This is a genomic window from Kitasatospora sp. CMC57 (genome assembly GCF_045866025.2).
Taxonomy (GTDB): Bacteria; Actinomycetota; Actinomycetes; order Streptomycetales; family Streptomycetaceae; genus Kitasatospora.
Map to the genome: position 1 here is coordinate 6,231,937 of NZ_AP035881.2, position 11,999 is coordinate 6,243,935.

The 11,999-nt window shown below is 72.6% G+C and carries 12 protein-coding genes; 9 read left to right on the plus strand and 3 right to left on the minus strand.

Annotation, left to right across the window (positions count from 1 at the left end):
• Positions 1–6 precede the first annotated feature (6 nt).
• Positions 7–663 carry a pyridoxamine 5'-phosphate oxidase family protein gene (locus ACKUU6_RS27990; RefSeq protein ID WP_407991346.1) on the minus strand — a complete coding sequence of 219 codons (657 nt, stop codon included), beginning with the start codon at positions 661–663 and terminating at the stop codon, positions 7–9.
• 34 nt (positions 664–697) lie between these two features.
• On the opposite strand from ACKUU6_RS27990, the gene ACKUU6_RS27995 reads away from it, so the two are divergent.
• The 3 genes from ACKUU6_RS27995 (at position 698) to ACKUU6_RS28005 (ending at position 3,759) form a co-directional block, all read left to right on the plus strand.
• Positions 698–2,035 carry an aminotransferase class I/II-fold pyridoxal phosphate-dependent enzyme gene (locus tag ACKUU6_RS27995; RefSeq protein WP_407991347.1) on the plus strand — a complete coding sequence of 446 codons (1,338 nt, stop codon included), beginning with the start codon at positions 698–700 and terminating at the stop codon, positions 2,033–2,035.
• Positions 2,036–2,236: 201 nt separating this feature from the next.
• Positions 2,237–3,412, plus strand: coding sequence for a GDSL-type esterase/lipase family protein (locus tag ACKUU6_RS28000; RefSeq protein ID WP_407991348.1), 1,176 nt, complete (start codon positions 2,237–2,239; stop codon positions 3,410–3,412).
• Between the two features lie 116 nt (positions 3,413–3,528).
• A complete protein-coding gene (locus ACKUU6_RS28005) occupies positions 3,529–3,759 on the plus strand; it encodes a DUF6458 family protein (RefSeq protein WP_407991349.1) in 231 nt (76 codons plus the stop codon).
• A gap of 72 nt (positions 3,760–3,831) precedes the next feature.
• On the opposite strand, the gene ACKUU6_RS28010 is transcribed toward ACKUU6_RS28005, so the two are convergent.
• Positions 3,832–5,190 (minus strand): NAD(P)/FAD-dependent oxidoreductase, encoded by a 1,359-nt coding sequence (locus ACKUU6_RS28010; RefSeq protein WP_407991350.1) that lies wholly within the window; start codon positions 5,188–5,190, stop codon positions 3,832–3,834.
• Positions 5,191–5,309: 119 nt separating this feature from the next.
• On the opposite strand from ACKUU6_RS28010, the gene ACKUU6_RS28015 reads away from it, so the two are divergent.
• The 5 genes from ACKUU6_RS28015 to ACKUU6_RS28035 all read left to right on the plus strand — a co-directional run bounded on the left by ACKUU6_RS28015 (position 5,310) and on the right by ACKUU6_RS28035 (position 9,542).
• The gene (locus tag ACKUU6_RS28015) at positions 5,310–6,065 is read left to right on the plus strand and encodes a HipA family kinase (protein WP_407991351.1); all 756 of its coding nucleotides are present in this window, start codon (positions 5,310–5,312) and stop codon (positions 6,063–6,065) included.
• Positions 6,062–6,448, plus strand: a complete 387-nt coding sequence (locus ACKUU6_RS28020) for a DUF3037 domain-containing protein (RefSeq protein WP_407991352.1) — start codon at positions 6,062–6,064, stop codon at positions 6,446–6,448. Before ACKUU6_RS28015 ends, ACKUU6_RS28020 begins: the two co-directional genes overlap by 4 nt.
• Before the next feature lie 62 nt (positions 6,449–6,510).
• Positions 6,511–6,939, plus strand: coding sequence for a MarR family winged helix-turn-helix transcriptional regulator (locus ACKUU6_RS28025; RefSeq protein ID WP_407991353.1), 429 nt, complete (start codon positions 6,511–6,513; stop codon positions 6,937–6,939).
• Between the two features lie 61 nt (positions 6,940–7,000).
• On the plus strand, positions 7,001–8,431 hold the full coding sequence (gene purB / locus ACKUU6_RS28030; protein WP_407991354.1) for an adenylosuccinate lyase: 1,431 nt from the start codon (positions 7,001–7,003) through the stop codon (positions 8,429–8,431).
• Positions 8,432–8,756: 325 nt separating this feature from the next.
• Positions 8,757–9,542, plus strand: a complete 786-nt coding sequence (locus ACKUU6_RS28035; RefSeq protein ID WP_407991355.1) for a hypothetical protein — start codon at positions 8,757–8,759, stop codon at positions 9,540–9,542.
• Positions 9,543–9,595: 53 nt separating this feature from the next.
• Here the strand turns inward: ACKUU6_RS28035 and ACKUU6_RS28040 are convergent, their stop codons facing one another.
• On the minus strand, positions 9,596–11,083 hold the full coding sequence (locus tag ACKUU6_RS28040; RefSeq protein WP_407991356.1) for an MFS transporter: 1,488 nt from the start codon (positions 11,081–11,083) through the stop codon (positions 9,596–9,598).
• Positions 11,084–11,208: 125 nt separating this feature from the next.
• Here ACKUU6_RS28040 and ACKUU6_RS28045 point away from each other — a divergent pair, with 125 nt between their 5' ends.
• Positions 11,209–11,994 carry a S1 family peptidase gene (locus tag ACKUU6_RS28045; RefSeq protein WP_407991357.1) on the plus strand — a complete coding sequence of 262 codons (786 nt, stop codon included), beginning with the start codon at positions 11,209–11,211 and terminating at the stop codon, positions 11,992–11,994.
• Positions 11,995–11,999 lie beyond the last annotated feature (5 nt).

Here is an 11,999-nt window from a genome sequence, read left to right on the forward strand (position 1 = left end):
GGCTCCTCAGCTCCGGTAGTCGTGCAGGTGCGCGGGCAGGGGCACGGTGGTGGAGGCGTCCGGCTCCGGGGTGCCGTGAACGGTGCGGACCGGGATCACGCCGGCCCAGTACGGCAGACCGAGGTCCTCCTCGTCGTCCTCGGCGCCGTCCGCCCGGGTCTTGGCCGAGACCTCGTCCAGGACCAGGCGGACCACGGCGGTCTTGGCCAGCTCCTTGGCGTTCGGCCGGCGCACCTCGCCCGAGCGGCCGGGGACGCAGTGGTCGACCAGGGCGTCCAGCGCCACCGCCAGCTCCTCGGGGTCGGTGACCTGCCGGGCAATGCCCTGGGCGACCACCGAACGGAAGTTGACGGAGTGGTTGAAGGCGGATTTGGTCAGCACCAGGCCGTCGACCAGAGTGACGGTGACACAGACCGGCATGCCCTGGTCCGCCGCGCCGCGCATCGGGCGGCTGCCGGTGGAGCCGTGCACATAGAGGCGGTCACCGACCCGGGCGAAGATGGTGGGCAGCACCACCGGCGTCCCGTTCGCGACGAAGCCGAGGTGGCAGACGTAGGCCGCGTCCAGGATGGCGTGGATCGCATCCCGCTCCCAGGTGGCCCGGTCGCGGTAGCGGGTCGGGGTGGTGCGCTCGTTCCGGGTGTAAGAAGCCGTGTCCGACATGACAACCTCTATGTACTAGTGCATACTGGTGTTTGTGCTAGGAGAGTATCTGATCAAGGGTCGGCGTGCCAGTGAGATCGCCGCCGACATCGAACAGGCCGTCAGCTCCGGCCTGCTCGAGCCCGGAGCCGCGCTGCCCCCGCTGCGCGACCTGGCCGTCGAACTCGGCGTGAACCCCAACACGGTGGCCGCCGCCTACCGGGTGCTGCGCGACCGGGGCGTGATCGAGACCGCCGGACGCAAGGGCAGCCGGGTGCTGCCCAGGCCGGTCACCAGCCCGCGCGACCAGCTCCCGATGCCGGTCCCGGCCGGCGCCAGGAACCTCTCCGACGGCAACCCCGACCCGGCCCTGCTGCCCGCGCTCGGCCCCGCCGTGGCACTCGCCGCCGCAGCGGGCGACGCGCACCCGGTGCTGTACGGGCACCCGGTGGCCGACCCCGGGCTGCTCGCCCTGGCACGGGCCGGCTTCCTGGCCGACGGCATCCCCCACGGCGCGCTCGCGGTCTGCTCCGGCGCGCTCGACACCATCGGACGGCTGCTCGGCTCCGGCCTGCGGCCCGGCGATCCGGTGGCGGTGGAGGACCCGGGCTGGGGCAGCCTGCTGGACCAGCTGCCCGCGCTGGGGCTGCGCCCGGTCCCCGTCCGGCTGGACGACGAGGGCCCGCTGCCCGAGGCGCTGGCCGCCGCGCTGGCCGCAGGCGCCCGGGCCGTGGTGGTCACCGTCCGGGCGCAGAACCCGACCGGCGCCGCGCTCACCCCGGCCCGCGCGGCCGAGCTGCGCCGGGTGCTGGCTCAGCACCCCGGCACGCTGGTGATCGAGGACGACCACGGCCACGGCATCGTGGACCAGCCCTACCAGGCACTGGCCACCGCCGACACCCCGCACTGGGCGGTGGTCCGCTCGGCCGCGAAGGCGTACGGCCCCGATCTGCGGGTCGCCGTGGTGACCGGGGACGAGACCACCATCGGCCGGGTGCTGGGCCGCCAGCGGCTGGACAGTGGCTGGGTCAGCCTGCTGCTCCAGCGCACCGTGGCCGAGCTCTGGCGTACCGATGCGGCGCCGACCGCCCGGGTGGCCGCCGCCTACCGCGCCCGGCGGGAGGCCGTGCTCGCCGCGCTGGCGGCTCACGGCATCACCGGGCACGGCGCCAGCGGGCTGAACGTCTGGGTGCCCGTCCCCGAGGAGAGCGGCGTGATCGCCGGGCTGGCCCAGTGCGGGTGGGTGGCCGCACCGGGGGCGCGGTTCCGGGTGCAGTCGCCGCCCGCCGTCCGGCTCACGGTGGCCACCCTGCCGGTCGAGCTGGCCCCGGCGCTGGCGGCGGACCTGGCGGCGGTGCTGCTCCCGGCCCGGGCAGGCTCGCGGTTGAGCTGACGGCGGGGTCGGCGCGGGCGAACTGACGTACGGGGCGTAGTCGGTCTGTCACCTGGGACGAGCCGTGGAAGAAACTCTGGTCGGATACCTAGCGGTAACAACGGTGCGCATGTCACATTCATCGCGCCACCGGCCGGCGGCCCACCCTCACCCGCGCCTCCCGACCCCACATCCCGGGAGGCCGTTCGCAGGAGTTTCGCCGTGCTCGAAAGCTGTCGAAGCGTCACCCGCGCCATCCGTGTCACCAGAAGAGCCGCCACCATGCTGGCCGCTGCCGTCCTGACCGCACCGCTGCTGGCCCTCGCCACCCCCGCCCAGGCCGCCACCGGCCCCACCGCCAGTGTCACGCTGGGGGACAGCTACATCTCCGGCGAGGCCGGGCGCTGGAAGGGCAACAGTCTCGTCACCTCCGGGAGCCGGGCCGGCACCGACCGGGCCTGGACGGGCAGTGGCTACGACCCCGCCCGCGTGTACGGCACCAGCTACGCGAACGGGTGCGACCGTTCGGACTCCGCCGAGGCGCGTACGGCCACCGGCATCACCCAGACCCAGATCAACCTGGCCTGCTCGGGCGCCGTCACCGCCAACGTCTTCCGGGCGAGCAACGGCGGCCAGTCCTACAAGGGTGAACTGCCGCAGGCCGACCAGCTCGCCGCCGTCGCGGCCGCCAACGACGTCAAGCTGATCACGCTGTCGATCGGCGGCAACGACCTCGGCTTCGCCGACGTGATCCAGACCTGCGTCAAGGACTACCTGATCTGGTACTCGTACTGCCACGACGACCAGCAGGAGGCGGTGGACGCCCGGATGCCGGCCGCGATGGCCGGGGTGGGCAAGTCGATCGACGAGATCCGCGCGGTGATGACGGCGGCCGGCTACGCGTCCTCCTCGTACCGGATCGTGCTGCAGTCCTACCCCTCGCCGATCCCGCGCGGCGCCGACATGCGCTACCCCGAGAGCGGCTGGAGCCGGGCCGACACCGGCGGCTGCCCGTTCTGGGACGGTGACGCCGACTGGGCGAAGGGCTCGCTGGTCCCGCAGATCTCCGACGAGCTGGCCAAGGTCGCCACCGCCAAGGGCGTGCAGTTCCTCGACCTGCGCGACATGCTCGCGGGCCGCGAGGTCTGCTCCAAGGCCACCAGGCAGGCCACCTCCACCACGGCCCCAGGCGCCACCACCAGCGAGTGGGCCCGCTTCGTGGACGCCGGTCTGAGCGCCTCCCAGGGCGACACCCGCGAGTCCATGCACCCCAACTACTACGGCCAGCTCGCCCTCGGCCGCTGCCTGACCCTGCTCTGGGCCAAGCCCACCGGCGGCCAGTCCTGCCGCAACACGGCCGGCCAGGACGCCACCGGGATGTACCTGACCGCCAGGTGACGCACCGCCAGAAAGGCTTCCACCACTCGGCCCGGTGAGCGGGCCGGAACGGGGTAGACGGCTCCGTGGTGCCGTGCCGGCAAGGCGCGGAGCCCTGCCTCGGAGGGAGTGTGCCGATGGGTATCGGTGGCTGCATCGGTCTGTTCGCGTTGGGTGCGATCCTGACCTTCGGCGTGGACTGGAAAGTGTCCGGCGTCAACATCGACATGGTCGGTGTGATCCTCATGATCGCCGGGCTGCTCGGCCTGGTCGTGTACGCCCGGATCTACCGGCGGCGCAGGCTGCTGGGAGGCCGGGCCGTGGAGAGCCCGGTGGTCGAGGAGCGCCGTTACTACGACGAGTTGTGACGGCGGTTCACGAAGAAGCGGCGCTCCCGACCGGGATCGGTCGGGAGCGCCGCTTCTTCGTGCCTGTGGGTCTCACCCCTTGGCCAGCAGGGCCTGCGCGTGTTCGCGGACCTGGTCCCTGGTGAGGTACGCGTCGGTGTACTCGAAGTCGCGCAGCCGCGCGGGCTGCCGAGCCAGGAAGCCGGTCCGGACGAAGTCGTCACCAGCGGTGGCGTTCAGCATCCAGTTGGCGCCGACCCGGAACTTCGCGGCGTTCGAGCGCATCGCCATCAGGTGGTAGCCGCGGGCCACCAACTGGGCGGGCATGCCCTTGAGTTCGATGCCGAGCGGCTTGGAGACGGCGTCCTTGCCACCGAGGTCCACCACCAGGCCGAGGTCCTTGTGGTAATACGGCTCCAGCGGCTGGTTCCGCAGCGCGGCCACCACGTTGTCGGCCACCGCCCGGCCCTGCCGGGCGGAGTGCTGGGCGGTCGGCGGGCAGACCGCGCCGTCGCCCTTGGCCAGGTCCGGTACGGCCGCCGCGTCGCCGAGCGCGTAGATGCTCTCGAACTGCGGGATCCGCATCTCGGCCGTCACCGCCACCCGGCCGCGCACCGTCTCCGCGTCCAGGGTGCCGATCAGCGGGCTGGCCGCCACCCCGGCGGTCCAGATGAGGGTCCGGCTGGGCAGCACCCGGCCGTCGGTGAACTTGACCGTCTCGGCGCCCACTTCGGCCACCGAGACCCCGAGCGAGACCTCCACCCCGCGGGCCCGGAGCACCTGCAGCGCGGTGACGCCGAGCTTGTCGCCCAGCTCGGGCATCAGCTTCGGCGCGATGTCGATCAGGTGCCACTTGATCAGGCGCGGGTCCAGCCGGGGGTAGCGCTTGCTGGCGGCGGTGGTCAGCCGCTGCAGGCAGGCCGCCGTCTCGGTGCCCGCGTAGCCGCCGCCGACCACCACGAACTGCAGCCGGGACTCGCGCTCGTGCTGGTCCAACGTGGCGGAGGCCAGGTCGAGTTGGGCGATCACGTGGTCGCGTACGTAGGTCGCCTCGGCCAGCGTCTTCATGCCGCGCGCGTAGTCGGGGAGCCCCGGGATGTCGAAGGTCCGGGTCACGCTGCCGGGAGCGAGCACCAGTTGGTCGTACCGCTCGGCGACCACCTCGTCGGTGATCTTGCGCACCACGCAGACCTTGGAGCGGGGATCCACGCCGATCGCGCCGCCCGGCAGGATGTGGGTGCGGCGGAGCGTGCGGCGCAGCGAGATCGCCACTGACTGCGGGGTGAGCACGCCGGCGGCGACGTGTGGCAGCAGCGGTAGGTAGAGCTGGTAGTTGAACGGCGTGACCAGGGTGATCTCCGCCTCGGAGGGGGCGAGCTTGCGCTCCAGTCGGCGCGCGCACTCCAGGCCGGCGAAACCGCCGCCGACGATCAGGATTCGAGGTCGTGCCATCGTCCATCCCTTACCTGTGCTGGGGTCGAGCCGTCCTTCGAACACGGGTGACAACTATCCGCAACCCTTGCACGGGGTGTGACGGTCTGCCACCTGACGGCGCGGGCTAGGGTGGCCGGGTGCTCCAAGAGGTGACGGCGGTCCGGTACGTGACGCCACTCAGAGAAGGCGGCTCGATGCCGGGCCTGGTCGAGGCCGACGACCGTCGGCTGTACGTGCTCAAGTGGTCGGGTGCGGCCCAGGGGCGGAAGGCGCTGGTGGCGGAGGTGCTGGCCGGGGAGCTGGGGCGGGGGCTCGGGCTGCCGGTGCCCGAGCTGGTCCTGCTCGACCTGGACCCGGTGCTGGCGCGGAGCGAACCCGAGGTGCAGATCCAGGAGCAGATCCGGGCCAGTGGCGGGGTGAACCTCGGGATGGCGTTCGTCAGCGGGGCGCTCAACTTCGACCCGCTCTGCTTCGAGGTGGACCCGGGACTCGCCGGGCGGGTGCTCTGGTTCGACGCGCTGATCGGCAACGTCGACCGGTCCTGGCGCAACCCCAACCTGCTGGTCGCCACCGGCGGCCTGCGGCTGATCGACCACGGCGCCAGCCTGATCTTCCACCACCACTGGGCGGGCGCGGCGAACTGGGTGAGCAGGCCGTACGACGCCGCCGACCACGCGCTGCTGCGCGCCGAACCGGACCTGGCGGCGGCCGACCGGGAGCTGGCCCCGCTGGCGGGTGCGGCGCTGGCGAAGGCAGTGGCCGCGATCCCCGAGGTGTGGTTGACCGACGAGCCGGGCTTCGACGGCCCGGAGGCTGTCCGGGCGGCGTACCTGGAGAAGCTGACGGCCCGGCTGGCCGGACGGCGCGACTGGCTCCCGGAGGTGGCGGCGTGAGCGCCGGGCTGCACGACTACGAGTACGCGGTGATCCGGGCGGTGCCCAGGGTCGAGCGCGGGGAGTGCGTCAACATCGGGGTCCTGCTGTACTGCCGGCAGAGCGCCCACCTGGCGGCCAGGACGCACCTGGACCAGGCCAGGCTGCTGGCGCTGGACCCGGTGGCGGACGTGGCCGGGGTACGGCGCGCGCTGTACGGCATCGAGGCGGTCTGCACCGGCGGCGGCCAGGCCGGTCCGGCGGCGGGGGACAGCCCCGGGCAGCGGTTCCGCTGGCTGACCGCGCCCCGCAGCGCGGTGGTCCAGCCGGGGCCGGTGCACACCGGGCTGACCGCCGACCCGGAGGCCGAGCTGCGTCGGCTGTTCGAGCAGCTGGTGCTCTGAGCGGAACCCTTGACGTGATGAAAACTGGAGGAACTGAAGCAACTGTGCGTACCCTGATCCCCATGGGCACCCCCACCGCTCCCTCCACGGCCGACCTGATGGAGGCCGTCGCCGCAGTCGGCGCCGCCTACTTCCAGGACTTCGCGGCCGCCGCCGCCCGGCACGGGCTGAGCTCGTCGCAGGCCAAGGCACTGAAGGCCGTACTGGAGCCGGTCCCGATGCGGGCGCTGGCCGGTCGGCTCGGCTGCGACGCCTCGAACGTCACCGGCATCGTCGACCGCCTCGAAGGACTCGGCCTGGCGCACCGCGAGGCCGCGCCGGGCGACCGGCGGGTGAAGATCGTCACCATCACCGATCCGGGCCGCCAGGTGCTGGCCCAGGTGCGGGACGACATGGCCAGGGCGCACCGCGCGTTCGGCTCGCTGAGCCCCGAGCAACGGGTCGCACTGGAGGGCCTCTGCCGGCAGGTCCTGCCGCTGCTCACCGAGTAGGCGCTGTCGGGGCCGAGCCCGCTGCGGTCAGGGCTGACCTGGACTGTTAGGCTTGCGAAGCGTGAGCGCGAAGCCCCAGATCCCCAATGTCCTGGCCTCCCGGTACGCCTCGGCGACCCTGGCCCAGCTGTGGTCCCCCGAGCACAAGGTGGTCCTCGAGCGCCACCTGTGGCTCGCCGTCCTGAAGGCACAGCAGGACCTCGGCATCGAGGTGCCGGCCAATGCCGTGGCCGACTACGAGCGGGTGATCGACCAGGTCGACCTCGGCTCGATCGCCGCCCGCGAGCGGGTCACCCGGCACGACGTCAAGGCCCGGATCGAGGAGTTCAGCGAGCTCGCCGGTCACGAGCAGATCCACAAGGGCATGACCTCCCGGGACCTCACCGAGAACGTTGAACAGCTGCAGATCCGGCAGTCCCTGGAGCACGTCCGGGACCGTACGGTGGCCGTACTGGTCCGGCTCGGCAAGCTCTCCGCCCAGTACGCCGAGCTGGTGATGGCCGGGCGTTCGCACAACGTCGCTGCCCAGGCCACCACGCTCGGCAAGCGGTTCGCGACCGTGGCGGACGAGCTGCTGGTCGCCTTCACCCGGCTGGAGGAGCTGATCGCCCGGTACCCGCTGCGCGGGATCAAGGGTCCGGTCGGCACCGCCCAGGACATGCTGGACCTGCTCGGCGGCGACGCCGACAAGCTGGCCGAGCTCGAGCAGCGGGTGGCCGGTCACCTCGGCTTCGAGAACGTCTTCACCAGCGTCGGCCAGGTCTACCCGCGCTCGCTGGACTTCGAGGTCACCACCGCCCTGGTGCAGCTCTCCGCCGCGCCGTCCAGCCTGGCCAAGACCATCCGTCTTATGGCCGGTCACGAGCTGGTGACCGAGGGCTTCAAGGCCGGTCAGGTCGGCTCCTCGGCGATGCCGCACAAGATGAACACCCGCTCCTGCGAGCGCGTCAACGGGCTGGCCGTGATCCTGCGCGGCTACGCCTCGATGACCGCCGAGCTGGGCGGCGACCAGTGGAACGAGGGCGACGTCTCGTGCTCGGTGGTGCGCCGGGTCGCGCTGCCGGACGCGTTCTTCGCCTTCGACGGTCTGCTGGAGACCTTCCTGACCGTGCTCGACGAGTTCGGCGCCTTCCCGGCCGTGATCGAGGCCGAGCTGGACCGCTACCTGCCGTTCCTGGCCACCACCAAGGTCCTGATGGGCGCGGTGCGGGCGGGTGTCGGGCGGGAGACCGCGCACGAGGTGATCAAGGAGCACGCGGTCGGCTCGGCGCTGGCCATGCGTGAGGGCGTCCGCGAGAACGAGCTGCTGGCCCGCCTCGCCGCCGACGAGCGGATCCCGCTCGACCGGGACGGCCTGGACGCGCTGCTCGCCGACCGGCTCTCGTTCACCGGCGCGGCCGGCGCCCAGGTCGCCGAGGTCGTCCGCCGGATCGAGGCCGTGGCCGCCGCGTACCCGGCCGCCGCGAAGTACACCCCGGGCGACATCCTGTAGTAGCGGACCGAGCCTGCCGTGCCGTGATCCGCCGCGAGGGCTGGTCACGGCACGGCCGTTCTGTCTCCGGGTCCGGCCGGGAGATCAACCGTGGGGTTGACGACGGCCGCTCGGGCCGGGGCTGCCCTCCCTGTGATGGGGCGATGGACGATCACCTGGCGTCAGGCGCTGGACGGCTCGGCCGCGGTGGCGTTCGCGGTGGCCGGCTGTGTGGTCGGGCACGAGTACCAGCCGTACGGGTGGCGGCAGTTCGACCTGTGGGCCGGTCTGCTGACCGTGGCGACGGCGGCGCCGCTGGCGTTCCGGTACCGGTCCCCGGTTCCCGGTGCCCGTGCTGCTGCTGTCCAGCCTGGCGTTCTCGTACTACCTCGACGCGGGCTACCAGCCGTCGGTGAACTGGTGGGCACCGCTGCTCGCGCTGATGGGCGTGTGCGGGCTGCGGCCGCTCCGGCTCGCCGTCCCGGCGCTGGCGCTGGCCATGGCGGTGGTGGTCAACGACGGCGTGACGGCCGGACTGCCGACCGGCGTGGTGCTGATTCAGGCGCTGCTGGCGCCGCCGCTGGCCGCCCTGATCAGCCGGAGCCGGCGCCGGACCGCCAAGCGCAACGCCGAGCTCCGCCGGGTACAGCCTGAGTTGACGGGGGCCTTGAGGATCAACTCTCCGGTGGACGCCCCGGGCCGGTGGCGGGCGGCAGGATCGCTTCCAGTCGAAACGAAAGGTTGGAAGCGAATGAAGGCAACGAGGATGGCCAGGGTGGTCGCGGTCGCGGGGGCCGCGCTCAGCATGGTCGCGCTGGCGGTGTCGCCGGCCTCGGCGACGGTGAAGAAGGGCTGCCCGTACCCGTACGTGTGCTTCTACGTGACGGCCACCGACTACAACAACAACCACCCGACCTGGATGTACAGCGGCTGGGACGCCCGCGCGACAGGGGTGGGCGGGACCGGCGCCGACTACGTGGTCAACACCCGTAACGACGACACCGTCCGGCTCACGGGTCACACCTCGACGGGCGAGGCCATCGCCAGGTGCCTCGCGCCCAACGGCACCGCGATCTTCTCGTACCGGGAGATCGTCACCGGGTTGGACATCAACGACGCGTCCAGCTGCTGATCCACCTTCAGGCCCCGCCCGGGTGAACGGGGATGACCCGGGCGGGGCCGTAGCTACGGGGTGTCGGCGCTGTCCGGACCCGAGGCGATGGGTGGGGCGGTGCCGTCGCAGTACCAGTCGCAGGGGGGTTCCGCGACGGGGTGGGCGGGGGTGAGGGCGGTGCGGGGGATGGTGAGCAGGGAGAGCAGCGCCCCCAGGGCGAGCAGGCCGGTGCAGGCGAGCATGGCGGTGTGGAAGGCGTCGTCGACCCGGGCGGGGTCGAGGTAGGCGTCGCCGGTGAGGCCGGCCAGTGCGGGGAGCGCGGCCACGGCGAGCAGGCCGGCGGCGCGGGCGGCGGCGTTGTTGACGCCGCTGGCGATCCCGGCGTGCCGGACGTCGACGGCGGCCAGCACGGTGGCGGTGAGCGGGGCGACCAGCAGGGTCATGCCGCAGCCGAGCACGGTGACGGCGGGCAGCACGTCCGTCCAGTACGAGGCTCCCGGGCCGATCCGGAGCAGCAGCAGGACACCGGCCGCGCAGATCAGCGGGCCGAGGCAGAGCGGCAGCCGGGGGCCGACCCGGTGGCCCAACCGGCCCGCCCAGCCGGAGAAGGCGAGCATCAGCAGCGTGATCGGCAGCAGCGCCACCCCGGCGGTCAGCGGGGCGAAACCCGAGACGGTCTGGAGCTGGACCATCAGCATCAGGAAGATGCCGCTGAACGCCCCGTACACGCAGAGCGTGACCAGGTTGACGGCGGAGAACAGCCGGGACGAGAAGAGCGAGAGCGGCATCATCGGCTCGGCGCTGCGCCGCTCCACCAGGACGAAGGCCGCACCCAGCAGCAGACCGGCCGCGCCGCAGAGCAGGGACGGGCCGTGCAGGCCGGCCGTCAGCGCGTAGGTGATCCCGGCCAGCGAGAGGGCGGCGAGCACGGCGCCGGCCACGTCGAACCGGCCGGCGGCGGCCTCGTCGCGGGTCTCCGGCACATGACGGACCGTCACGGCGGTGACCAGGACGGCCAGCGGCAGATTGAGCAGGAAGACCCAGCGCCAGCCGGGCCCCTCGACCAGCCAGCCGCCGAGGAAAGGACCGGCGGCCGCGCCGACGCCGCCGAGCCCTGACCAGACGCCGACCGCGCCGGAGCGGTCGTCCGGGTGGAACGAGGCCTGCAGCATGGCGAGCGAACCGGGCGTCAGCAGCGCGCCGCCGACGCCCTGGAGAGCGCGTGCGGCGACCAGCAGCTGGACGTTCGGGGCGAAGGCACAGAGTGCGGAGGCCAGCGCGAACCAGCCGACGCCGATCAGGAAGATCCGGCGGCGGCCGTAGCGGTCGCCGAGCGAGCCGCCCAGCAGGATCAGCCCGGCCAGGGTCAGCAGGTAGGCGTTGACTGTCCACTGCAGTGCCGCCATCGAGGCGTTCAGGTCGGCGCCGATGGTCGGGAGCGCGACGTTGACCACCGTGCCGTCGAGCATCGCCATGCCCGAGCCGAGTGCGGTCGCCGCCAGCACCCAGCGGCCACGGGCGGTGCCGAGCCTCAGCTCGACCGGGGTTTCGGTGTTCACGCCCCTGATCCTCCGCCGTCGGCCGTGCTTCTGCCAGTTCCCGGTGGCAACTCGTTTCCCCTGCCGCTGACCGTGTCCCGACAACGAAGCTGGGGCCCTGCCGACCCCCACTTCGGAGGAACCTGATGAAGCGTCAACTGGCACGCTGGACCACGCTCGCGGCGAGCGCCCTGCTCGCGACCGGCACCATGGTGCTGCCCGCCCAGGCCGGAGAGGCCACCCCCGGCGTGGTGGGCGGGACCCGGGCCGCGCAGGGCGAGTTCCCGTTCATGGTCCGGCTCTCGATGGGCTGTGGCGGCGCGCTGCTCACCAAGCAGATCGTGCTGACCGCCGCACACTGCGTCGACGGCAGCGGGAACACCAGCAGCATCACTGCGACCATGGGCGTGGTGGACCTGAACAGCGGCAGCGCGACGAAGATCAGGTCCAGCAAGGTCTACCAGGCCCCCGGCTTCACCGGCGCCGAGAACGGCAACGACTGGGCGTTGATCAAGCTCGCCTCCCCGGTCACCAGCACGGCGGTCACCACCCTGCCGATCGCGGGCAGCACCGCCTACGACAGCGGCACTTTCACGGTGGCCGGCTGGGGCGCCGCCACCGAGGGCGGCGGACAGCAGAGGTACCTGCGCAAGGCGGCGGTGCCGTTCGTCAGCGACGCCGACTGCGCCTCGGCCTACTCCGGCCTGGTCACCGGCGCCTCGCTCTGCGCGGGCGACCTGGCCAACGGCGGGGTGGACACCTGCCAGGGCGACTCGGGCGGCCCGATGTTCCGCCGCGACTCCGCGAACAACTGGATCCAGGTCGGGATCACCAGCTGGGGCGAGGGCTGCGCCCGGCCCGGCCTGCCCGGCGTGTACACCCAGGTGAGCACGTACGCGTCGGCGATCAAGGCGGCGGCCGCGACGCTCTGACGGTG